This is a genomic window from Gemmatimonadales bacterium, assembly GCA_030697825.1.
Classification (GTDB): domain Bacteria; phylum Gemmatimonadota; class Gemmatimonadetes; order Gemmatimonadales; family JACORV01; genus JACORV01.
Map to the genome: position 1 here is coordinate 1 of JAUYOW010000010.1, position 22,432 is coordinate 22,432.

The following is a 22,432-nucleotide window of genomic DNA, read 5'->3' on the forward strand; positions in this document are numbered from 1 at the left end:
CCTACACGCCCTTTACGCCCAGTGATTCCGGACAACGCTCGCACCCTCCGTATTACCGCGGCTGCTGGCACGGAGTTAGCCGGTGCTTCCTCTAAGGGTACCGTCAATCCCGGTCGGGTATGAGCCGCCGGGCCTTCGTCCCCTCCGACAGTGGTTTACAACCCGAAGGCCGTCATCCCACACGCGGCGTCGCTGCGTCAGGCATTCGCCCATTGCGCAATATTCCCCACTGCTGCCTCCCGTAGGAGTCTGGGCCGTGTCTCAGTCCCAATGTGGCTGGTCATCCTCTCAGACCAGCTACCCGTCGTAGCCTTGGTGAGCCATTACCTCACCAACTAGCTGATAGGCCGCAAGCCACTCCGTCGGCGTGAGGTTGCCCCCACTTTCATCACCCGGGATGTCCCAGGCGAATTCATGCGGTATTACCCGGCCGTTGGGCCGGCTATCCCCCACCGTCGGACATGTTGCTTACGTGTTACGCACCCGTTCGCCACTGACCTGGAGTTGCCCCCAGGCCCGTACGACTTGCATGTGTTAGGCACGCCGCCAGCGTTCGTCCTGAGCCAGGATCAAACTCTCCAAGAGTTTGAATCAGCTCGTCCGAACAACTGTGTTCAGCTGTCCGAATCACTTTACAAAACTCAGAATTGGTCCCCTCCCGCAGCACCTCTGAGAGCACTACGGTAAGAGCGGGGCCACACGAGTTCCGCACTCTCCGATTCGATTATCAAAGAACAGTCCGCGCGAAAAACTCGCGGTCAGACAATCAAAATAGAGGGGGAGCTGGGGCAAGTCAACTCCCCAACCAAGGCGGATTTAGGGGCTCTTCGGCAGGCGGAATCACCCCGGCCAGGGGCCACGATGCGGAACGCGCCAGGAGGGACTCGAACCCCCGACCCGCAGCTTAGAAGGCTGCCGCTCTATCCAGCTGAGCTACTGGCGCAGCAAAGACAGACGCGCAGACGCACCGACGCGCAGACGCGCAGGAAAGACGGCCTGAATCTATAACACCGAGGCGTCCCGGTCAGCCCGTCAGCTTCTCGAGGGCCGCCTTCAGCTGGCTCGCCGACTGCCAGCGATCCTTGGGCGCCTTGGCGAGCGTCTTAGCGAGGACCCTGGCCAGAGGCTTCGACACCTCCCGCCGGAACTCCCGCACGTCGGGGATCGCGGCCTTCTGGTGCAACTCCAGCAACGCCGCCTCGCTCTGGTGCTGGTACGGCGGCCGCCCGGCCAGGCTCTCGAACAGTACGCATCCCAGCGAGTAAAGGTCGCTACGATGATCGATCTCGGCACTGCCGGCCGCCTGCTCGGGGCTCATGTAAGGCGAGGTCCCGACGGTGAACCCGGACCGGGTGACGCGCTCGCCCTCAGAAACCTGGACGGCGCGCGCGATGCCGAAGTCGAGCAGAATCGCCCCTCGCGGCGCGAGCACGATGTTCTCCGGCTTCACATCCCGGTGCATTATCCCGTTGGCGTGCGCGTGCGCCACCGCGTCGAGGAGCTCCCGCGAGCCGCGCAGCGTGGGCTCGATAGGCGCCTGCTTGTGCTGGTCGAGGTACTGCCGGAGCGTCGGCCCGTCCACGTACTCCATCACGTAGTATAGGAACCACCCGGCCTCTCCGTAGTCCAGGAGCCGAGCGATGAGGGGATGGTCGAGCTTCTGGAGGACGCTGATCTCGCGGAGGAACCGTTGCGCGGTGATGCTGGGGAGAAGCTCCGGACGCAACACCTTTAGCGCCACCGCCCGGCCGCCCTGGTCCCGAGCGAAGAACACCCGCGCCGCTCCACCGGCCGCTATCTCTCGATCCACCGCGTAGCGGTCGCCCAGGGCTTGGCGCACCATCGGGAGCAGCTCGCGCGGAATAGCGCACCTCCGGCGCTGCGGGGATGGGGCAATAGTCGGGGAAACCGCGTGAAGCCGCAAGCCGGAGGGACGATCGAAGAGAGAATGGCGTTGAGGGTCGAAGAGGCAAGGGCGTTGAAGGTTCAAGAGAGAAAAGCGTTGAAGAGTTGAGAAAAACGCGTAGGTTGGGCCCATGACTCGCTCACTCGCTCTCGCGCTCGCGATCCTCACCGCTCCGGCGGCCCCGGCTCTAGCCCAGGGCACCCAGGTCGTGCTCCTGGGCACCGGCACGCCCAACCCCGATCCCGATCGCTCGGGACCCGCCGTCGCGGTGGTGGTGAACGGGAGCGCTTATCTGGTGGACGCAGGTCCCGGTCTGGTCCGGCGGGCGGCTGCCGCTCAGCGTCGCGGCATCGCCGCGCTCGCGGCGCCCAACCTCAAGATCGTCTTCCTCACCCACCTCCACTCGGACCATACCGTCGGCCTCACCGACCTCATCTTCACCCCATGGGTCCTGGAGCGCGCCGCCCCGCTCGAGGTGTACGGCCCACCAGGCATTGGCGCGATGACGGCCCACCTCGTGGCCGCCTTCCGGGAGGACATCCGGATGCGCACCGAAGGCCTCGAGCACGCCAACCGCACCGGCTATCAGGTCAACGCCCACGAGATCCGACCGGGACTCATCTACGCGGACAGCAACATCCGCGTCACGGCGTTCCTGGTGGAGCACGGCTCCTGGCTGGAGGCGTACGGATTCCGTTTCGACACCGCCGATCGCTCGATCGTCGTCTCCGGCGACACCCGCGCGACCGATGCCGTCGTGGAGGCTTGCAACGGGTGCGACGTTCTAGTGCACGAGGTCTACTCGCAGGTAGGCTGGGAACGCCGAGAGCCTCTATGGCGGCGCTACCACGCCAGTTTCCACACCTCCGCGCCCGACTTGGGCCGCATCGCGGCGCGCGCGCGGCCCGGGCTGTTGGTGCTCTACCATCAGCTATTGTGGAGCGGCACCGAGGGGGACGTGCTCGCGGACATCCGCGCCGGGTTCAGCGGCCGGGTGGTGTTCGGGAACGATTTGGATGGCTACTAGGCGTTGAGCAACGCTCTAGCCCTATCATGTCCATCTTCGTGGCAGACGCCCTCGGCCTGTGGCGGCACGACCTGAATCCCTCGTAGCGCGTTGGCGGGCTGGGGCGTAGATTGGGGCCGCTCGGAACGGCACTCCGCTCTGCGCCCTATTCCGCGAGGACTATGAGCTTATCGCCGCTCGGCGCGCCGCTCGTCCGATAGGCGGCCGTGAGGGACCTCCCCACCTCGAGAGAGTAGCGTCATGCGCGTAGGGATCCTCGACATTCTCGCGCTGCCAACCCGCCGACCGGCAGAGAACTTCTATCGCCTGCTGTTTACGAAGCAGTTCGCCAGCGTTACCCCACAGGCAATCTCAGTGTGGTGCCGCCGGCTGGGCCACGATACGTACTACGCAACTTACTACGGCGTGGGCCACGCGCACCGGTTGCTGCCGTCGGACCTGGACGTGGTTTTCATCTGCTGCTACTCGCAGGCGAGCCCGCTCGCCTACGCCCTGGGCGCCATCTACGCCAGGGCCGGCACACGGACCGTGATCGGTGGGCCACACGCCAAGGCGTTTCCGCTCGACTGCCTCAGGTTCTTCGACCTGGTCGTGAAAGAGTGTGACGAGACGCTCATTGCCGACATTCTCGCCGGGCAGTTCGATCCCGGCTCCGTGATATCGAGCGCGCGACCGTTCGATGACCTGCCACCGGTGGAAGAACGGTTGCCGGAGATTCGGGCCTCAGCCTTCTTCTGGAACCGTCTGGGTTCTCCGCTGACGTCCGTTCCGATGCTGGCCAGCATGGGCTGCCCCTACTCGTGCAACTTCTGCATCGATCACAACAACCCGTATCGTGCGCTGCCGCGCGATCGCCTGGCCGCCGACCTGCGGTTCGTTGCCCAGAAGCTCCCGGGCACACCCATCTCCTTTCACGATCCGAACTTCGCCGTGAAGTTCGACGAGGTCTTCGATGTTCTCGAGGCGGTCCCAGTGAACGAGCGCATTCCCTACATCATGGAGAGCTCGCTCTCGATCCTGCGCGGCGACCGGCTCAAGCGCCTGAAGGACACCAACTGCGTGTTCGTAGCTCCGGGCGTCGAATCGTGGACCGACTACTCCAACAAGGCGGGCGTGGGGCGCCAAGGCGGCGTCGAGAAGGTCAACCGCGTCGTTGACCACTTCCAGCAGCTGCACGAAAACGTGTTGTACCTCCAGGCCAATTTCATCTTCGGGCTGGATACCGACATCGGCCGCGCGCCCATCGAGCTGACCAAGCTCTTCATGGACGGCACGCCGTTCGCCTGGCCCGCGATCAACATTCCGGTCCCCTTCGGCGGAACGCCGCTCTACGACGAGTTCATGCGCAACGGCCGCATCCTCATGGCCATGCCGTTCGGCTTCTACTACGCACCGTACCTGGTGACCACGCTGAAGCACTACGAGCCGGTGGACTACTACGAGAAACTGATCGAGCTGTTCGCGCACGCCTCGACGCCGGCGATGCTCAAACGGCGCCTGGCGACCACAACGAACTGGCGCGTGAAACTCCTGCACTGGTCGCGCACGGTCGGCACGCGCTCGCGCATTGCCGGGTTCGTTCGTATCCTCGAGATGCTTCGCACGGATCCCCATTTCCGCGCGTTCCACGAAGGACGGACGGAAGCGCTCCCCGAGTATTACCATCAGCAATACGAGCAGGGACTCGGCCAGTACGCGGAGCTAGTGAGTCGCACCGACCGTATTCCGAACCTGGAGCGCGCCGACTGGCGCACCGGTATCCATGCGAGGGTGGTAGGCGTGTAGCCCGGTGGGGCGAACAGGAAAAGGGATGGCGGCACTCGGGGATGGCGCCCACCGATGCCGGCCCGTATCCTAGACCGATAGGTAGGATTGCCCCGCGCTTGGAAGCTCGCTCGGCTTCGCTCTGACGCTTCTTGTTGGTTGGGCGCACCTCTTCCCCGAAGGTCCGGCATGGACCGTCCGCCTTCAACCGTGTCGTGGAAGCGGTTGCTTTCCAAGTTGTGGTGGAAACACAACTGGAAGTGGGCCGTTCCGGTCGCCGGCCTGGCCCTCCTTCTCTTCGGTCCGGTGTTGCTCGTGGTCATCCCCCTCGTCTACCTCGGCGTACGCCAGAGCAGGAAACACACAGCTAAGCTGCGGCACGTCTGTGAAGTCCTCGGATTCGCCTTCGAGGACACTGAGGTCCGGGAACTCGGCGCCCGGTTCGGCGATTTCCCCCACTTCGCGCTGTCCGGCGGCACGGGTCGGGGCCTGATGACGGGGTCGCTGGCCGAGCACCCAGTCACGGTGATGGAACACTTCTACGGCATCCGCTCGAAGTACAGCGAGACGCTGGCCGTATTCCCGGACGGCGCGAAAGGGCTGCCGGACTTCGAGCTGGCCCCGGGCTTGGGGGCTTTGGGTGAGAAGATCCAAGCGGTGTTCGGCTACCAGGACATCAACTTCTCGGAGAACGAGGAGTTCTCGAAGCACTACGAGCTGCGAGGCACGAATGAGGCGGGGATCCGGCGTACGTTCGACGCGACGATGCTGGCGTTCTTCGCCGCGAACCAGGGGTGGTCGGTCCAGACCCGCGGCGGGGCAGCGATGATCTTCCGCGGCCACAGGCTCTACGCGCCCGCAGAAGTGCCGGGCTTCCTCGCCGAAGCCCTCAACGTGCTCGGCGAGTTGACGCGGCGGTGAAGGACTCGGCGATGCCGGCCGGCTGTCCTCGGGACACCGCGCCCGGTGCTCGAGCGGCTGGAGTCCCTCTGGCGCGAACACGATCGGGAGTTCGCGCGCTTCGCGGAGATGCCGCTCGTCGGCGTCGCCGTGCACATGTTTTCTAGGGAGCGGCTCAGCATGGCTACAGCTCGTCTGACACTATTGCTTGTTGGCGCGGTATTGCTCGGGTGCCGTGAACAATCCCAGACAAGCGGGCGCTCAGCGCCCGCAGCGACCCTGCCAGGCGACTCTACGGGAGCTTCGGCGCCACGCGCTGACACGACGCTCGCGCTCGGGCCCGATCAGTATGTGGCGCACGGCACCTGCCCATTTGAGTGTTGCCGGTACGGCCGCTGGGCTTTCGCTACGGCCGCTGAGGTCCACCGCACCCCTTCGCTGGGTAGCCCGGTGGTCGCACAGGTCTCTCCGCGCGAGGTCATCCTCGCAGACAGTGGCATCGTCGTCGTCACTCCGATCGGTCTCGCGGTGGTTGACTCCGCCGTCGATGATCCCGAGTCGGACTTCAGCTTCGCCGCGGGTGACACCTTGTTTCTGCTCGACTATCTCGGTGAGGGCCTGCGCCGCATACGCGTCCGCGAAGAGACGCTTCGGGTATCCGAGTTCTGGGATTCCACTGGGCGCCATGGGGCGCGCCTCCTTCGGCCGCCGCTGCAGATCTGGTGGGTCCATGTTACGCTCGATCCACCGGGCGTGCGGGGCTGGATACTCATGACGACCGACGTAGTCGCGGGCCCTGAAAACGTAGTTCTGCACGGTGAACACCCATGCTCGTGACGCCGGTGCCGGTTGGAGTTGACGGCGCGCCGCCGGGTCCGGCGTCGTGCAGGTTGCCGTTCTGTGGCGGGGCGGGCTGGGGCAGCATAGGTTTGCCAACAAGGCATGGGCGTTCCGTGCCAACGCCAGTGGCGCACGGAGGCGCCGGTTCACGCATGAAGCACTCGATTCGCAACCCATTGTGCCTCTCCGCCACCGTGATCGGTGTGGCCTTCTCTGCCTGTTCCGATCGCAGCGGCGAGTCTCAGAGGGCACCATCCTCGCGAGCCGACTCTCCACCTGCTCAGACCACACCCGCCGCGTCCACTATCGCGAGTGTCAACTACGACACTATCATTGGCCTCGCCCAGGCGCGCAGCAGCGGTGAGGTCTGCCTTGCCATCCCCGCCACTCTTTCACCAGGTACAGTTGTCACACTCGTTTCAGTCCCCTTCGCGGGAGGAGAACGGGCGGCGACGGCCTTCCCAGCTCAAATTGCCTCTGCGTCTGCCCGCTCCTGCGTCGACTCCACTGGCGTCGGAGTTCAAGAGGGCGGCGACTCGCTTTACACGCTGACGCTCATCAGGGACACGATCACACCCGGGCCAGTCTACTTCGCGGTCGCTGCCCCCATCGACCGCTTCACAGTGCGAGGTGACTCTGTCCATGCACAGCTCGGCCCACGCGATGAAGTACTCTCCTTTCGCGTTTGCACGAGTGGGGAAGGGCTACACTTCGAGGCCTGGCTCGGCGCACCTATCACAGGCAGGCGTGTGTGGAATCGATACTACTATCTCGGATATGATGTCGAGCCGTCCTGTTATTCCGCTGATGACGGGGGGACGCAGTGAGGCGCGGCCCAACACCATTAAGAAGTGCCCTGTCAAGCGCTTGAAGCTGCCGGCAGACCTCGGCCACCGGCCAGCCGGGCCGGTCCACGTCCTGCACAAAGCGCAGTCGCTCGTCCACACGTGACGTCTCCCTCCATGGCATGGCGCCTCCTAGTCGAGGCGCCTGGTTTATCGTGAGTAGACGAGGACTCCACGGCTCCTCGCCGCGTAGCAGTACATCGCCTTCTCGGACAACGAAGAGTTCTCGAATCACTACCTGCTGCGAGGCACGGACGAGGCGGCGGTCCGGCGTGTGTTCGACCCGACGATGCTGGCGTTCTTCGCCGCGAACCAGGGTTGGTCGGTGCAGGCCCATCGCGGCGGGGTGACGATCTGCCGCGGCTGGAAGCTCTCCGCGCCCGCCCAAGTGCCGGGCTTCCTAGCCGAGGCGCTGACAGTGTTCGGGGCGTTCGACAGCCAGGTATCGCCGAGCGGGACGCCGCCGAGCCAATCGCCAGGACTCCCCAGTTCAACTGCACCTCGCCCATCAGCCCACCCGGGAATCCTTGCACTGACACCGAAAACTACTATCGGGGCCCTGCCTTCCCGGAGGGGCTTGTGCCCAGGGTCGGCGGCCAGATCCAGGGAATAGACCTGACGTGGGAGCATGGCGACCTTCAGGGGGTTTCCCTCAGCTTCAAGTCTGGTGTCGATGAGGCGGCGATCCGGAATGCTTTTCGGCTTCCAGATGTGACGGAAGAGAACATGCCAAGAGATCTGACGAACGTGATGTACGTGAGCATACAGCGTTGTGGCAACGACTATTCCTGTCTTCTCCTGCAGGGCTTCGACCACATGGGAGCCGGCGACGTCGACTGTGGCGCCGCGGACGACGGGGACACTACGAGAGACTCGACGCAGATGGCCGCCGCCTGCTGCCCCGACTGGCCGCACCGGTAGACGCGGCCGCCGCCTGCCGAGCCTCATCAGCCCGGTAGCTCCGGTCGTCAGCGTTGCCGTCGTCGGCTTGTTCTTCGCGGGCGGCTTCGTCCCGACGATGTGCGGCTGCGGAGACGGGAAGGCGTATGTCGCCGAGATGAAGAGCGATTTGCGCAACCTGGTGACCGCCGAGGAGTTCTACTTCGCCGACCAGGTGTCGTACACATCCTCGACGACCGCGATCGACTTCGAGCCGTCGGCCGCCGTGAGCGTCTCCATCACGTCCGCTACCGGCACGGGCTGGGCCGCCACGGCGTCACACAACGGCACGGACAAGACGTGCGGCATCTACGTGGGCAGCGCCAGCGCACCGATCGCGGGCCAGAACGAAAGCGAGCCGAAGTGCCAGTGATGTAGCCACCTCTCTCGGGGGTTCACGAGCATGCGGCCTCGTGGGGCAACATGATCGCCGCGGGACGGGACGCTTCGGTGACGGATTGAGCTGCGACTTGCGCATCATTTGGGTACGGTGGACAGGCCGCGGGAACTGGGGCGCGCGCCCGGGCCGGCTTGCCCCGTTGGCGGCCTGAGCGCAGCTTGAACGGCGTCGGTGCGCCCGGACCCCGGGGTACGGTGGCGCCGGCACCGGCCGCTGCATATCATCGCGAGTCTGGCAGGCTAACTCGGCTACGGGGCCGAGTTATCACCCGAGCGTCGACCCGGGCTGTTGCGCGCCGAGTTATGCGCCGATTTGTCGCATAAGCACGGTGTAGGCCGAGTTAGCTGGACAGGAGGACTTTTCGTGAACCGAGGTAGCAAAGCAATGACGGCCATCCTTGGTTCTGCGATCCTTTTTGCCGCATCCGTGGCCACTGCCATTGTCTTCCTATGGCTCCGTGATTGGTTCGGGGCGGGAGACCTTACAGCCTTCATGTTCTGGACAGCCCCAGCGGCTGCTATTGTCATTCCCGCCTCGCTGCTTCTGCGTCGCGTTTCGTTACAATGGTCATCGTATACAGTCCTTGGTCTGGCCGCACTCGTAGCCCTTCTTCTGGGATGGACATGGACCGCGATCGTAGCGGCCGTCCTCGGTCCATGGATCGGGGCATTCAGCGTGCCGGTGCTCTACTGCTGGACCGTGGGTTTTCTCGTCGCGCTCGTTGGAGTTGTTGTTTTCTGGCGCAAAGGCACGTGGCCGACAGGAGCATTCATTACCATAGCTGTCGCTTTCGCTCTCTTCTTCATGCTGCGGTCGCTGTCCACCCCACCACCCGACCTCATCGTGTATCTCAAGGCTGGTGCCACCCAGTCCGAAGTGGATGAAGTCTGGAACGGTGTACTTTCGCGCGCTGATTCGTCAGGTGTCGGCTACTGGCATCTCGATGGAATCCAGTCTCTTTCACGAGCTGACGGCGTGGAGGGTCCTGGCATTCGAATCGGGTTTCGGGCCCGGCTCTCCCGAGCCCGACGCTCTGAGATTCGTGGGGTCGCGCTTTCTGGTCCGAATGTTCGAAACGTCGTTGACGCACCCGCCCTCGGAGCCGGACAGATGCGAGCGAACTTTAGACTCCAACACGGTGCAGGGTCGGCGACACCACCATAGGACATCGCGTGCGTGACCAGCAGGTAGCGCATCCGCACATTCCCGGTCTTGCTGATCCGCCCCCGGTGCTGCCGCTCGCCGGAGCTGTACTCCTGCGGCGTCAGGCCGAGGTACGCTTCGACCTGGTGCTCGCTCTTGAACCGCGTCACGACGTCCAGGGTGGCCACGAACGCCACCGCCGTCACCGGCCCGATGCCCGGCGCGGTGCACAGCTGGGTCACGACCGGATCGCCGGCGACCACGGAGGCCAAGCGCGCGTCGGCGGCAACGATCTCGCCGTTGAGCGGCCCCAGGAGGACGCGCAGCGGCGCCACCTCGGCGTCCAGGAGGGCCGGCAACGGCAGCGCCGGCCCTGTCCGTTATGCCGCCAGCGGCACAACATGGTCACTGGTCGGGTCTTCCGCTCCCTCGTTTCAGACCGTAACATTGTCGCGTCACGCACGCCGCCGCCGTGGGGTTCTCCCGGGGCGTGGTGTTTGGCACCCCACCTCGACGTGGCGGAGGCGCTATGAGCAAGCTCTTCTTTCTGGTCTGGCTCGCGGTAATCGTCGTTGTCATCGCCGGCGTCTGGAAGACCTTCGAGAAAGCGGGCAAGCCTGGATGGGCGTGCCTGGTCCCCATCTATAACGCGTGGGTCGTACTCGCGATCGCCGGCAAGCCCGGCTGGTGGCTGCTCCTCCTGCTCATCCCGGTCGTGAACCTCATCGTGGGGATTCTGGTGTCGATCGCGGTGGCAGAGCGGTTCGGGAAGGGGACGGGCTTCGGCGTTGGCTTGGCGCTCCTTGGATTCATCTTCTTTCCGATCCTTGGCTTCGGCGACGCCCAATACCGTGCCTCAAGCTCAACCGGGCCGACCGCCACGCCTGGCTAGAGGCGGACCGCGCTGGCCACTGGCGGTCAAGGGCATGAAGCTGCCGGCGCGGCCAACCGGCGGTGCTCCGACTTGATCATGGTTTGGCCGCGCCGCAGCTTGACCCCCGCAAAGGGGAGTCAGTCCGGCCTGGGCGCGGACGCCGCTCGCGCCGCGAGAAGTTCGCATAGTGTTCGCATAGTTCGCCGAGGGATAGGAAAGCCCGCCGCACGCAAATGCGCGGCGGGCTTTCGCTTACAGAGTCGGGGCGACGGGATTCGAACCCGCGACCTCCTGGTCCCAAACCAGGCGCGCTACCGGACTGCGCCACGCCCCGGACTCGCCAAGAGTTGCAGCGTTGCAGAGTTGCAGCGGTTACAAGTATACAGGTTACAGGGGCCTGGCGACCAGCGCCGCCGCTACCTGCCTGAAGGCCTCTCCCCGGTGACTGACGGCGTGCTTCTCCTCGGCGGCGGCCTCGCCGAACGACTTGCCGAGCCCCTCGTGAAAGAACAACGGGTCGTAGCCGAACCCGCCGGTGCCCTTCGGCTCGTCGAGGACGCGTCCCCAGCAGCGGCCGGCGAACGATTCCGGCACCGCGTTCGGGCGCCGGATTAACACCGCCACGCAGACGTACGAAGCGCGGCGGCGCGAGGCGTCCGCGCCCAGGAGACGCCGCAGGAGTTCTCCATTGTTCGCCTGGTCCAGCTCCTTCCCCGCCAACGATCCCGCATTCGGCGCGAAGCGCTTGGACTTCACTCCCGGCGCTCCGAGGAGCGAGAGCACCTCGAGACCCGAATCGTCGGCGACGGTGGGCAGCCCGGTGAGCTTGGCGAAGTACTCGGCCTTGGCGCGCGCGTTGGAGAGGAACGAGTCGAACTCCTCGATCGCCTCCTCCTTCGAGCTCCACGCGACGCGCGCCCCATCGAGCGACAGCAGTTCCACGCCGGCGCCGGCTGACTTGAGTACTTCGCCGATCTCGCGGGCCTTGTCAGCGCTGCGGGTAGCGAGGAGGAGCTGGTTCACCGGCCCAGAGCGGCGCGCTGCATGGCGAATAGGCGCGCAGCGCCGGCCATCGCGAGATCGAGCAGTTGATCGAGGTCGGTGCGGCTGAACGTCCCGTTCTCGCCGGTGCCCTGCACTTCCACGAACGCGTCGGGCTCAGCGACGACCACGTTGGCGTCCACTTCCGCGACGCGGTCCTCCGCATAAGGCAGGTCGAGTCGCGGCTCGCCCTCGACGATTCCGACGCTCACGGCGGCGACCAGCCGCGCGAACGGGTCTGCCACGCCGGCGGTGCGGGAGAGCCAGGCGCACGCGTCCGCGAGCGCGACGGCGGCGCCGGTGACGGCCGCGGTGCGGGTGCCGCCGTCGGCCTGGAGGACGTCGCAATCCACGCGGATCGTGTGCTCTCCGAAGTCGAAGCCGGTGAGCGACGCGCGCAGGCTCCGGCCGATCAGGCGCTGGATCTCGTGAGTCCGGCCGCCCGCTCCCTGCCGTTCGCGTGAGGTCCGCTGAAGAGTGGCACGCGGAAGCATGGCGTATTCGGCGGTGACCCAGCCCTTGCCGCTGCCCCTGCGCCACCCCGGCACCCCGGCCTCCACCGACGCGGTGCACAACACCAGCGTCCCGCCCATGCGCACCAGGCAGGAGCCTTCCGCGTAGGGGTTGGCGCCGCGCTCCAACGTCACCGGCCGTAGCTCGGCCGCGCCGCGTCCATCAGGTCTCGCCACGTTTCGCCTTCGCGATGAAGTTGGTGGTGGAATAACCTTCCTCGAGCGGGATGCGCACCACCCGCCCGCCCCTCGCCGTCACGAGGTCCGCGCCCACGATCGCCTCGGGCGCGTAGTCCGCACCCTTCACCAGCACATCCGGTTCCAGCGCCGCGATCAGCTCGTGCGGGGTGTCCGCGTCGAACAGCACTACCGCGTCCACGCTTTCCAGCCCGGCGAGCACGAACGCGCGATCACGCTCGCGGTTGATGGGCCGGTCCGGCGCCTTGCCGAGCCGCCGCACCGAGGCATCGGTGTTGACGCCGACCACCAGCGCGTCGCCCTCGGCGCGGGCGGCCGCCAGCAGCGCGACGTGCCCCCGGTGCAGCACGTCGAACACGCCGTTGGTGAAGACGACCGATCCGGCAACGCCGCGACGCCAGCGTGCCAGTGCCTCGCGACCCATGATCTTGCGGTCGGGGGTGGAGCGCGCGCCGCCGCTCGAAGACACTAGAAGAGCGGGGCGCGCGCGCCGGGCGTGAAGTGGAAGCGGAAGACCTTAACGTAACCGGGAAGCTGGATGACGACCGAGTCGTCGTACGAGGCGCTGATGACGATCTCAATCGGGAACACGGTCGAGCGGCGGATGTCCCACTGCCTCCGCCCCAGCGGCAGGCCGAGGCTGTCCGACTTCGCTACGAGCCGGCGGCGGATCTCGTCGTTGCTGAGCGTGGTGGCGTACAAGGCCTCGGTCTTCACCTCGTCCAGGATCTGGTAGTAGCGGAACTGTACTTCGAAGTACTGGACGCCGTGATAGGCCGCGAACGCGAGAACGAGGAGCACGAGCAGGCACCCCAGCCGCGCCTTCCCGGCCTCGCTACGCCAGCGCTTCACCATTGCGACTGCGCTCCTTCCACGACGTCTGCCACCAGCTTGGCCAGCGCGGTGCGCCGGCCCTCGATTTCCCGCGGCGGCTGGTACTCGCCGTCCACCGACAGCCCATTGCGCTGCCAGAGCGCGCGCCCCAGACGCTGGTCGAATATCTCCACGTTGACGGTGATCTGCACCCGGCGACTGGTCACTTCGACGCGACGCCCTGGCCGACCGACCGCCTGCTCTGACTGATAAGACAGGGGAATGTCGGGATCGTAGCGCACGATCTCGCCGCGGACGACGGCGTCTGCGCCGGCCTCCGGCGCCGCACGGAGCCCGAGCCGCCGCTCGACCGCGTCGCGGATCGCCTGGAATACCTCCTGGGTGAGTGCGGGCTCGCCGGTGCGGTTGTCGAACGGCAGCACCGCCACCGTCCGGATGTGCCCGGGGAGGCCGCCGCCCCGGAACCCGTACACGCACCCCGCCGTGAGGCCGGCGAGGGCCACGGCCGCGAGGCTACGAGCGAAGACGCCAGACTTCACTTGGGAACGCCTCACTCGGCTGCCGGCTAGCGATGTCCACCTCGAACCGGGCCCGCCGTTCGTAGTCGGTGACCTGGGCGCGAAGTACGGCGCCGTCCGAGCCCCGGAAAAGGCGAAGCCGCCCCACCGGCCTACCTGACCGCTCCCGCGTCACGCTGACCAGCGTGTCGCCGCGCATCTCGAACGTCGTGCTTCGGCCGGCGTCGTCGGCCACGCGCCAGAACCTCCGCGCGCCGTCCTCGAGCAACTCGAAACCATTGCCGCCCTCCGGCGTGCGAATCACGCCGAGCGCGGCCCAGAGCGCGAACCGGTCCGGCAGGAGCTGGCCGACCATTTCCTCGGGTTCGGCCCGCACCGAGTCGCCGGCCACGATGAGCGTTCCGCGCGCCACGCCCAACCGGATCGCGACATCCACGCGCACCGAGTCCGGAGGCGCCACCCGCACCGCGCCGGAGCCCGACACCGAGATCCTCCCGTCATCCGAGCGCCAGCGGATTCGAAGCAACTCGCGCCGGCCGGGCGCCGTTCGCGCCGCGGCGGCCTCGAACGCCTCGCGCGAGGCCGGAGCAAAGGCGCCGGCGGGCGTGGCCATCCGCGGCGCGCGACAGCCGCACGCGAGCCCAGCCGTCACGGCGGCAAGATAGAAATGGCGCCAAGGCGAAGCAAGGAAAAAGGGGCTCATGATGCGCGAGCGCACGCTAGTAGTTGAACCCGAACCAGAAGTCCGCGAATCGCCGCCCTTGGTAGTTGGCTGGAAGGCTGTAAGGCACCCTGTCCCCGGCCCCGTATCGCCAACCGAGGTCGAGGCGCAGGACGAGCGGCGAGACGAAGCTCATCCGCAGCCCGAGGCCGTACGCGCCGAGGTACCCCCGGCTGGTGGAACGCGCGGACCACGCGCGACCTACGTCGCCGAAGAACGCGCCCTGGACGCCGGGGAACCGGAACTCGCCGAATGGGAAACCGATCGAGAGGTAATCCGTGATCGGGAACCTCCACTCTAGGTTGGCCATGACGGCGCGCGTGCCGGACACGTACGCGTACCGCGGGTAGCCGCGCAGGGCGTAGGAGCCGCCGATGCTGATCCGCCGCGGCCGAGCGCCGCCGGCGTAGTACCCGAAGCCGCGGAACGCCAAGGCGCTCCGGAGCCCGGTCCGCAGGTAGCGCCGCACGTCGGCCGAGATGACGTAGCTGTCGAACCGGCCGTTCTCGAGATCGGTGACCACGCCGCCGGTGAGGTTGGTCCGTCCGCCGTCGATGGGTCCGGTGGAGAGCCAGAGCGAATTGTCCTGCACCAGGGTGAGGAAGTTCGACGTCAGCACGCCGCGGCGGCGCGGCGCCCCCACGCTGAGGTCGTCCTCCACGATCCCGAAGTCGGTCCGGTCCGAGTGCTCCACCCGCAGCTGGCCCTCCAGGCGGGTGAAGCGGGAGAACGGATACCGCAGCTCGACGAAGCCGCCCACGGCCGTCTCCCGGAAGATCTGGTCGAAGTCTCCCTCGTAGAAGACGCCTCTCACCCGGAAGGCGCCGAAGCCCCAGTTGAGGCGCCGCGTCTGATTGAGGTAGAGCACGGTGCCGTTGAAGTTGCTCACCAGGTCGCCCAGGCTGTTCCCCTGCTGGAACGACACCACGCTGAGGAAGACGAGGTGATCGCCCAGCATGTCTGACAGCAGGAAGGTCGCGCCCTGCGCCGCCCCGACGCCCGGCACCAGCAACGCGTCCCCCGCGGCGAAGTCGAGGGAGTAGCGTTGGTCGTAGCGGGCCGCGTCGGCTCTCGCGTAGCGAGGGTCGTCCAGCTCGGCCCAGCGCCAGGCAGCCGGCTCCCTTTCCGCCGCGAGCCTCACGACGTCCCGGGGCAGCGAGTCCGCGACCGGCGTCCCCATCCCACCCACCGGGTCCGCAGGCGCCGAATCCGGCGGCGGACTGAAGCTGTAGATGTTGAACGAGAGGTTCTCGAACGCACCGAAGACGTAGCGCCCGACCGACGGCACCCACACCGCGTCGAACGTGCCGCCGGGGACCGAGGTCTCCCGCCGTCCGGTCCCGGCCGAGTCCACCACGTAGACATCGAACGTCCCACGCCGGTCCGAGGTGAACGTGATGCGCTCACCGGTGCTGTCGGCGCTCCACCGCGGGCCCTCGTCCCGCCAGGCCCCGTAGGTGAGATAGCGGACGCCGCGGGTACCGCGGTCCAGCACGAAGAGGTTGAGAGCGCCCTCCGGGCCGAAGGCCGTGCGGTCCGACGAGAAGACGACGCGCCGGCCGTCCGGCGCGAACGACGGGTCCAAGTCCTGGTACCGGTCGGAGGTGAGGCGCTCGAGCGTGCCGCCCGGCAGGCGGAGGACGTACAGGTCCGAGTAGCCGGAAATGGACAGGCCGGAGAAGACCACTTCGCTGCCGTCCGGCGACCACGACGGCGACAGGATCGAGACCAGCTCGGGGAACTGATAGCGGCCCACTACCCGGCTGGTCTGGATGTTCCAGAAGAACAGGGCGTCGCGCTCGAGGTACTTGCTCGCGAACACGACCACGCCTTCCGGGGAGACGTCCATTCGCGAGTCGAACGGATGGAACGACTCGAACTCCGCGCTTCGCTCACCCTTGACCACGGTGCGCGACCGCCCGCCGCGGAGCGGCGCGGAGTAGACGTTGGTGTACCCCGACTTCGGCGAGAGGTAGAGGACCTGTGGCTCGGAATCGCCCGGCGCGGTCCATACCACCGGCTTCACGGCCAGTGACGCGACGCGATGCGCGGCGATCTCCAGCGGCCGCTGCTCGGTGACCAGCGGGTAGTAGCGGCGCCGCATCTCGTACTGCCACTCGGCGGTCAGCTGGGCGAGGCTCCTCCCGAAGACCCCCCGGGCCAGCGCGTCGAAGTCGTCGTATTTCCAGATGTCGTCGTAGGCCTGCACCAGTCGCCACTCGCCATAGCGCTCCGCCAGGAACCGGATGAGCGTGCCGCCCAGCGGGTAGACGATCCCGCCGTATGCGAAGGTGAGCTGTTCGAGCGTGGGCAGCCGCCCGGAGACGGTGATGTCCCTTAGGATCATCTCGTCGCGCGTGTCCTCCCCGCCCGACCAGTACTCAGCGAGTCCTTCCTGCCACCAGAGCGGGAGCTGCTGGCGCCGCTGGCGCGGATAGAGGCTGAACTGCAGGGTCAGCTTCGACAGCTGGAAGACGTGGACCAGCTCGTGGCGAATGGTGTGCCGGAACTCGGCGTAGTTGCCGCGGAACGGGAGCGTCACCCGGCGCTTGAGGAAGTCGGTCACGCCCAGCAGGCCCTCGGGCGGGACGAACGGGAGGACGTTCGTCTGCTCGAAGTCCGAGTGGGAGGCGTAGACGATGAGCGGGATCCGCGTCGTCACGCTGTGGCGGAAACGGACCTCGAGCTCCCGGTACGACTGCTCGGCGTACGCGAGCGCGACCCGGGCCAGCTCCTCCTCTTCCGGATAGAAGTGGAGGTCCACGTGCTCGCCGCGCAGCACGCGCCACTGGAACTGGCGGTACTGGATCTTGTTGGGACCGAAGACCCCGAACTGGGCGCGCGCCGGCGCCGGCAGGAACAGCAAGACTGCCGCGAGGGCGAGGAGGGTCAACGAGGTTCGTGGCATGCTACCGAAAGATGCGTCGGATCCGGTCGCCCTGCACAACCTGGTCGAGGACGCCGTAGCCGTCGGTCAGGTGACCGAAGACGGAGTACCCGCCATCGAGGTGCGGCTGTGGGGAGTGAGTGAGGAAGTACTGGGAGCTGCCGGTGTCGGGGCCGGACAGGGCCATCCCCACCGCTCCGCGGTCGTAGCGCCTGCGATTGATCTCGTCCCTGATCACGATACCGGAGCCGCCGCTGCCGTCGCCTCGAGAGTCGCCATCCTGGATCACGAAGTTCGGGACGACCCTGTGCCAGCGCCCGTTGTCGAAGAACCGCCGGTCCACCAGCCGCAGGAAGTTGTCCACCGTCAGCGGCGCGTCGTAGCCGAAGAGGGCCACGACGATGCTGCCCCGGTCCATCTCGATCGTCACCCTCATCGCCCCGCCACCCGAGCGCAGGATGTAGCGCCGGGCTATCTCGCGGTAATCCTCGACGCTCCTGCCGGTCTCGATGGGCAGGACGTCGCCCCAGTAGCGCGCGTGCGTCTCCTCGCCGAACCGCTCGGCGACGGCGCGCCGGACCAGGTAGTCGGCGCTGCGGGGCACCGACGCGAGGAAGCTCCGCTCGACCGCGGCGCGGCTCTCCGCCCCGCCCTGCGCCAGCTGCCAGAGCGCATTCACGGCGGCCAGGCGCGCATCGTTCAGCTCATCATGTTCCGCCGCCCGGTACGCGGTGACGAGGGCGGGAAGCGACGCGAGGCTTGCCTCGCGGCCCAGGATGTCGGTCGCCGCGGAGCGCACCCCCACGTCCGGGTCGGTCAGCTTCGCGCGCGCCGCCACGGCCACCGCCGGGTCTCGCTGCTCGCCCCCCTGCCCCAGCGCGCCCAGCGCCGTCGCTACCACGCGCGGATCGGCATCGTTGAGGAGCTCGGTGAGCAGCGCGCGTGCGGCCGGCGTACCGACCGCACCGAGCATCTCGGCGAATGCCGCGCGGTTGCGCCAGTCCTGGTCGGAGCGCCAGGCTCTGCCGACCGAGAGCGCCGTCTCCGGGGCCGCCTGCGCCAGGCCGAGGAGGATGGCGCGCTTCAGCGCGAAATTGGGCGCCGGCCCGAACCGCTCCCGCAACACCGTGATGGCGCGCGAGCCGCCGAGGGTTCCCAGGGTCGCGGCCGCCTGAACGGGAACGTTGGGGTCGCGATCCACGAGCCGGCCGCCGGCCACGCTCGCCAGGCCCGAGTCGCGGAAGGTGGCGAGCGAACGCAGGGCGTTGATGCGCACCTGGCTGTTCTCGTCACCGACCAGCGCCCTCACGCGCCCGACGAAAACGTCGCGCGCCAAGCCGGCGGAATCCGCGATGGCGGCCGTCAGGCCGCGCGCGGCGTAGCTGCGCGTCAGCGGCTGGGAGTCGGTCGCCGCTTCGAGGAACGCCGCGGCGGCGGCGGGCAGGCGAAGCCGGGAGGCACTGTACGCGGCGTTCTGGCGAAAGGCGCCCCGGCTGGTCCTCACGTATTCGGCGAGCCGCGGGGCGATCGGGGAGTCGCGGCCCAAACGCCAGGCTTCGAGGAGCACGACCGCGGTGGCGCGATCGCCCGCGGGCCGGTCGGGGGGGTGACGCTGCAACAGACGCTCGAGCGCGCGAGTGGCGTCTTCGCCGCCGATCTTCGCCAGCGCGGTCACGACCTCGGCTTCGAAGTCGCCGCCCTCCACCGGGGCGAAGGCTTCCACGAGACGGGAGAGCGCCGGGACAGCAGCCGGGTCCCCCAACTCTCCCAGCGCGAAGGCTGCCTCGGCGCGGACGCCGGTGTCACGGTCCGCGAGCAGCGGGATCAGGATGGGCGTGGCGCCACGGTCGCCGATGCGGCCCAAGGCCATCGCCGCGCGGACTCGCACTACCGAGTCCGGGCTCTGGGCCGCGCGGCGAAGGGTGGCGGCGTCGAACTCGCGCCGGTCCTCGAGCGCGAGGATCTGGGCCAGATCGCCGACCGTGGTCTGGTCCTGCGCGAGCGCCGGCGCGGCGCACGCCACCCCGAGGAGGGCCATCACCATCAGAGAGTCGGCCCTACGCATCACGCCCCAGAACTCCGCGCATCAGGATGAGCAGGTCGTCGGGGAGCCGCGTCGGACGGCCGGTCGGACCGATGGAAACGAGCGCCGTCATCGCGGTAGCGAGCAGCGCGCCGTCGTCGGCGCGCTCCATACGATACTCGAAGTTGACGCGGCGGGAACCGACATCGGTGACCCAGCTCGTGACTCGCACCAGGTCGTCGTACCTGGCCGGCTTGAGGAAGCGGAGGCTCACTTCGGCCACCGCCAGAAGGAAGCCTCGGTCCTCGAGATCCCGATACCTGACCCCGTGACGACGCAGATGTTCCGTACGGCCGATGTCGCACCAGTCGAGGTAGTGCGCGTGGTAGGCGAAGCCCATCCGGTCGGCTTCGCCGTAGCGCACCCGAACTTCGACCGACGTGGAGAGGGCTGGTCCCGTCACCTCTCGTCGCGCCAGATGCCGAGGGCCTTGGCGCGGTCGCGGGCCGCGGGCGTGACGAGATAGGGCCCGCCCGCCGACAGCGTGTCGCCGCGCGCCGAGATCCGCGCGACGTCGCGCTCGGTGAGGAGCGGCCGCTTCCTTCCGGCCGGCGCGCCGCGCGAGGTGGCCACGATCACCGCCGAGTCCCCCGTCTGCACCTGTGCCGCGTTGGCCTCGTCCAGGTCCAGGTGCAGCTCCGTGGCGTGGTCGGGACCCATGCGCACCAGGACGTCGTGCAGCGTGACGCGCCGGCCCGCAGGCCCACATTCCATGGCGACCCGGTCGCCGTCGGCCACTCCCAGAGTCTTGGCGTCGGCCGGCGCGGCGTGCAGATGCCGCTGCGCGACGATCACGCCGCTCGCCAGCATCACCTTGCCCGCCGGCCCCTCGAGCGTGACGCCGCCGCCCGAGTTCTCGAGCTTGCCGCTCTGCCGGACCGGCGCGGTGACACCGAGGACGTGCCCGTCCGCGGTGGAGATCTCCAGCTGCGTGGCGCCGCGCGCCGGCCCCACGATGCGCACACCCTCGATCTTCCCTTTCGGGCCCACCACGGCGACGACTTCGGCCGCGGCGTACTGCCCCGGCTGCGAGATGGGCCGCTGGACCATGGGCGCCCTGCCCTTGCCGAACAGCGCCTCGAAATCGCGGGGCGAGACGTGGAGGTGGCGGTTCGACACGCCGATCTTCACCTCGCGGCGGGTGCGCTGCGTGGAGGCGCGGTCTGCGCCGGCCTCCGAGCCAGAGGGCAGCGGTGAAGGACCGCGCGCGGCCGCCGCCTGACGGGCCGCCGTCACCATCGCGGGGTACTCGGGCCGGTGACGCGAGGTCCCCGCGGGCCGGCGCACCGGCGCCACGTCGGGCAGCGTCTGCGCCGCGCCCGACCAGGCGGGCAACATCCCGGGGGTGGGGTCGCCCGGCGGCTCGGGACGGGTCGGCGTCGGCAGCCACGTGCCGCCCGCGCCCTTCTCGGCGAGCCTCGTCGCTACCAACTCGACCAGTTTGGCGACTTCGTCTTTCGTCATCCTCGACCTCTCGATGCGCGATGCTTGGCGAGGAAATCGTCCACCATGACATGGACCTCGGCCGGCGTAAAGGAAGAGGGAGCGGGGAGCGGGGAGCGGTTCCTTTCGGGCGCACCGACGTCTTGAATCACACCAACGGTACCGCTCCCCGCTCCCCACTCCCCCGGCGCCTTGTACTCCCGAATCTCATACGCCAACCGCTTGATGTTGATCAGATGCAGCGGCCCGATGTTGTCCGAAGTGCTGCTGCCCGCCCACGTGCCGGGGCCCAGCGTCATCGCCGGGACGAGGCCGGTCGTGTAACCCACTGCGCCCATCGCCGCCATCGTGTTCACCAGGATGCGGAACGCCGGCTTCTCCTCGAAGAACCGCTGGATCACCGGCTCGTCGCGCGAGTGGATGGCGAGCGAATGGCCGAGCCCGCCGAACTCGAGCAGCTGGATGCTGCGCTCGCAGCAGCGCTCCCAGCCGTCCTCGACGTAGTACCCCAACACCGGCGACAGCTTCTCGCGCGAGAAGAACTCCTTCGGCCCGACCTCCGTGCACTCGACCACGAGCACCCGCGTATCCGCCGGGACCGTGATGCCCGCCCGCCCCGCGATCACCGTCGCTGCCAGCCCGACGATCTCGGCGCTCACGCCACCGGTGCGCGAGTCCTGCATGGCGCGCTGGAGCCTGGCGCGGTCGTCGCCGGTCACGAACACGGCGCCGTTCTTCGGCAGCTCGGCCCGCACCTCTGCGTCCACCGGCGCGTCACACACGATGGAGTTCTCGGCCGAGCAGAGGAGGCCGTGGTCGAAGCACTTGCCGTTGACGATGTCGCGCACCGCCTTCGGCACGTCGGCGGTGCGCTCGATGATCGCGGGCACGTTCCCGGGACCCACGCCATAGGCCGGCTTGCCCGAGCTGTAGGCCGCCCGCACCATCGGGTACCCACCGGTCGCGAGGATCATCGCGGTGCGCTTCTGGCGCATCAGCTCCTGCGTCCCCTCGAGCGTCGGGATCGTCATCGAGAGGACGAGGTCTTTCGGGGCCCCCGCTCCCACCGCGGCGTCGTGCATGATGCGTGCCGCCTCGTTGATGCACTTCACCGCCCTCGGGTGCGGCGACATCACGATGGCGTTGCGGCCCTTCACGCTGATCAGCGCCTTGTAGATGGCGGTGGAGGTCGGGTTGGTGGTGGGGATGAGCGCCGCGACGACGCCCATCGGTACGGCCATCTCCTTCACCTTGAGCTCGGGGATCTCGCGGATCACGCCTACCGTCTTGAGCGGCCGGATGTACTTGAGGACGTCATCGGCGCCGAACTTGTTCTTGAGGACCTTGTCCTCGTAGCGCCCCATGCCCGTCTCGTCCACGGCCAGGCGCGCCAGCGGCTCGGCGGAGGCGGAGGCCGCGCGGGCCATCGCTTCTACGACGCGGTCGGTCTCTTCCTGGGTGGCGTGCGCGAAGGCCTGCTGCGCGGCGTGGGCCCGCTCCACCAGGTCCCGGGCTTCCTGGACCGACGCGAGGTCCTTGTCCACGGTACCGGGCCGC

Annotated in this window: 20 protein-coding genes, 2 tRNA genes and 1 rRNA gene; 7 read left to right on the plus strand and 16 right to left on the minus strand. The window is 67.7% G+C overall.

The annotated features are described in order from the left end of the window. The 3 genes from Q8Q85_00270 to Q8Q85_00280 all read right to left on the minus strand — a co-directional run. Positions 1-585: ribosomal RNA gene (locus Q8Q85_00270) — 16S ribosomal RNA — on the minus strand; the annotation flags it as partial. A gap of 284 nt (positions 586-869) precedes the next feature. After that, a tRNA-Arg gene (locus Q8Q85_00275) sits at positions 870-943 on the minus strand. Positions 944-1,024: 81 nt separating this feature from the next. Continuing rightward, on the minus strand, positions 1,025-1,843 hold the full coding sequence (locus tag Q8Q85_00280; protein ID MDP3772683.1) for a serine/threonine-protein kinase: 819 nt from the start codon (positions 1,841-1,843) through the stop codon (positions 1,025-1,027). A 193-nt stretch (positions 1,844-2,036) separates the two neighbouring features. Between Q8Q85_00280 and Q8Q85_00285 the strand changes: the two genes are divergently transcribed. From Q8Q85_00285 to Q8Q85_00310, 6 genes are all read left to right on the plus strand, one after another. Further along, complete coding sequence (locus Q8Q85_00285) at positions 2,037-2,933, plus strand: MBL fold metallo-hydrolase (GenBank protein MDP3772684.1); 897 nt, start codon at positions 2,037-2,039, stop codon at positions 2,931-2,933. Between the two features lie 240 nt (positions 2,934-3,173). Then, on the plus strand, positions 3,174-4,718 hold the full coding sequence (locus tag Q8Q85_00290; protein MDP3772685.1) for a hypothetical protein: 1,545 nt from the start codon (positions 3,174-3,176) through the stop codon (positions 4,716-4,718). A 168-nt stretch (positions 4,719-4,886) separates the two neighbouring features. Continuing rightward, positions 4,887-5,618: a hypothetical protein gene (locus Q8Q85_00295; GenBank protein ID MDP3772686.1), complete on the plus strand. Its 732-nt coding sequence runs from the start codon at positions 4,887-4,889 to the stop codon at positions 5,616-5,618. A 429-nt stretch (positions 5,619-6,047) separates the two neighbouring features. Further along, positions 6,048-6,434 (plus strand): hypothetical protein, encoded by a 387-nt coding sequence (locus Q8Q85_00300; protein ID MDP3772687.1) that lies wholly within the window; start codon positions 6,048-6,050, stop codon positions 6,432-6,434. Positions 6,435-8,008: 1,574 nt separating this feature from the next. Beyond that, complete coding sequence (locus Q8Q85_00305; GenBank protein MDP3772688.1) at positions 8,009-8,203, plus strand: hypothetical protein; 195 nt, start codon at positions 8,009-8,011, stop codon at positions 8,201-8,203. 136 nt (positions 8,204-8,339) lie between these two features. Then, on the plus strand, positions 8,340-8,594 hold the full coding sequence (locus Q8Q85_00310) for a hypothetical protein (GenBank protein ID MDP3772689.1): 255 nt from the start codon (positions 8,340-8,342) through the stop codon (positions 8,592-8,594). A 956-nt stretch (positions 8,595-9,550) separates the two neighbouring features. On the opposite strand, the gene Q8Q85_00315 is transcribed toward Q8Q85_00310, so the two are convergent. Next, positions 9,551-10,123: a transposase gene (locus tag Q8Q85_00315; protein MDP3772690.1), complete on the minus strand. Its 573-nt coding sequence runs from the start codon at positions 10,121-10,123 to the stop codon at positions 9,551-9,553. A gap of 170 nt (positions 10,124-10,293) precedes the next feature. Between Q8Q85_00315 and Q8Q85_00320 the strand changes: the two genes are divergently transcribed. After that, complete coding sequence (locus Q8Q85_00320) at positions 10,294-10,656, plus strand: DUF5684 domain-containing protein (GenBank protein ID MDP3772691.1); 363 nt, start codon at positions 10,294-10,296, stop codon at positions 10,654-10,656. A 242-nt stretch (positions 10,657-10,898) separates the two neighbouring features. On the opposite strand, the gene Q8Q85_00325 is transcribed toward Q8Q85_00320, so the two are convergent. The 12 genes from Q8Q85_00325 to Q8Q85_00380 form a co-directional block, all read right to left on the minus strand. Beyond that, positions 10,899-10,972, minus strand: a tRNA-Pro gene (locus Q8Q85_00325). A gap of 53 nt (positions 10,973-11,025) precedes the next feature. Next, on the minus strand, positions 11,026-11,661 hold the full coding sequence (locus Q8Q85_00330; protein MDP3772692.1) for a non-canonical purine NTP pyrophosphatase: 636 nt from the start codon (positions 11,659-11,661) through the stop codon (positions 11,026-11,028). Next, entirely contained in the window at positions 11,658-12,326 is a 669-nt protein-coding gene (gene rph / locus Q8Q85_00335; protein MDP3772693.1) for a ribonuclease PH, read from the minus strand. Before rph ends, Q8Q85_00330 begins: the two co-directional genes overlap by 4 nt. A 28-nt stretch (positions 12,327-12,354) precedes the next feature. Beyond that, entirely contained in the window at positions 12,355-12,858 is a 504-nt protein-coding gene (rfaE2, locus tag Q8Q85_00340) for a D-glycero-beta-D-manno-heptose 1-phosphate adenylyltransferase (protein ID MDP3772694.1), read from the minus strand. Then, complete coding sequence (locus Q8Q85_00345) at positions 12,858-13,241, minus strand: hypothetical protein (protein MDP3772695.1); 384 nt, start codon at positions 13,239-13,241, stop codon at positions 12,858-12,860. The genes rfaE2 and Q8Q85_00345 overlap by 1 nt, the downstream gene beginning before the upstream one ends. Then, positions 13,238-13,762 (minus strand): DUF4136 domain-containing protein, encoded by a 525-nt coding sequence (locus tag Q8Q85_00350; protein ID MDP3772696.1) that lies wholly within the window; start codon positions 13,760-13,762, stop codon positions 13,238-13,240. The genes Q8Q85_00345 and Q8Q85_00350 overlap by 4 nt, the downstream gene beginning before the upstream one ends. Continuing rightward, positions 13,737-14,393 (minus strand): hypothetical protein, encoded by a 657-nt coding sequence (locus Q8Q85_00355; protein MDP3772697.1) that lies wholly within the window; start codon positions 14,391-14,393, stop codon positions 13,737-13,739. The genes Q8Q85_00350 and Q8Q85_00355 overlap by 26 nt, the downstream gene beginning before the upstream one ends. 67 nt (positions 14,394-14,460) lie before the next feature. Further along, positions 14,461-17,370: a hypothetical protein gene (locus Q8Q85_00360; GenBank protein MDP3772698.1), complete on the minus strand. Its 2,910-nt coding sequence runs from the start codon at positions 17,368-17,370 to the stop codon at positions 14,461-14,463. Between the two features lies 1 nt (position 17,371). Beyond that, the gene (locus tag Q8Q85_00365; protein MDP3772699.1) at positions 17,372-19,414 is read right to left on the minus strand and encodes a HEAT repeat domain-containing protein; all 2,043 of its coding nucleotides are present in this window, start codon (positions 19,412-19,414) and stop codon (positions 17,372-17,374) included. Further along, positions 19,407-19,835, minus strand: coding sequence for a thioesterase family protein (locus Q8Q85_00370; protein MDP3772700.1), 429 nt, complete (start codon positions 19,833-19,835; stop codon positions 19,407-19,409). The genes Q8Q85_00365 and Q8Q85_00370 overlap by 8 nt, the downstream gene beginning before the upstream one ends. After that, on the minus strand, positions 19,832-20,896 hold the full coding sequence (gene pduL, locus Q8Q85_00375; protein MDP3772701.1) for a phosphate propanoyltransferase: 1,065 nt from the start codon (positions 20,894-20,896) through the stop codon (positions 19,832-19,834). Before pduL ends, Q8Q85_00370 begins: the two co-directional genes overlap by 4 nt. After that, the gene (locus Q8Q85_00380) at positions 20,893-22,419 is read right to left on the minus strand and encodes an aldehyde dehydrogenase family protein (GenBank protein MDP3772702.1); all 1,527 of its coding nucleotides are present in this window, start codon (positions 22,417-22,419) and stop codon (positions 20,893-20,895) included. The genes pduL and Q8Q85_00380 overlap by 4 nt, the downstream gene beginning before the upstream one ends. Positions 22,420-22,432: the final 13 nt, after the last annotated feature.

Bases quoted from the DNA above. Each gene is read 5' to 3' on its own strand.
- Q8Q85_00295 (MDP3772686.1), top strand. From the start codon at position 4,887: ATGGACCGTCCGCCTTCAACCGTGTCGTGGAAGCGGTTGCTTTCCAAG.
- Q8Q85_00285 (MDP3772684.1), top strand. From the start codon at position 2,037: ATGACTCGCTCACTCGCTCTCGCGCTCGCGATCCTCACCGCTCCGGCG.
- Q8Q85_00290 (MDP3772685.1), top strand. From the start codon at position 3,174: ATGCGCGTAGGGATCCTCGACATTCTCGCGCTGCCAACCCGCCGACCG.
- Q8Q85_00305 (MDP3772688.1), top strand. From the start codon at position 8,009: ATGCCAAGAGATCTGACGAACGTGATGTACGTGAGCATACAGCGTTGT.
- Q8Q85_00280 (MDP3772683.1), bottom strand. From the start codon at position 1,843: ATGGTGCGCCAAGCCCTGGGCGACCGCTACGCGGTGGATCGAGAGATA.
- Q8Q85_00310 (MDP3772689.1), top strand. From the start codon at position 8,340: ATGAAGAGCGATTTGCGCAACCTGGTGACCGCCGAGGAGTTCTACTTC.
- pduL (MDP3772701.1), bottom strand. From the start codon at position 20,896: ATGACGAAAGACGAAGTCGCCAAACTGGTCGAGTTGGTAGCGACGAGG.
- Q8Q85_00320 (MDP3772691.1), top strand. From the start codon at position 10,294: ATGAGCAAGCTCTTCTTTCTGGTCTGGCTCGCGGTAATCGTCGTTGTC.
- Q8Q85_00365 (MDP3772699.1), bottom strand. From the start codon at position 19,414: ATGCGTAGGGCCGACTCTCTGATGGTGATGGCCCTCCTCGGGGTGGCG.
- Q8Q85_00360 (MDP3772698.1), bottom strand. From the start codon at position 17,370: ATGCCACGAACCTCGTTGACCCTCCTCGCCCTCGCGGCAGTCTTGCTG.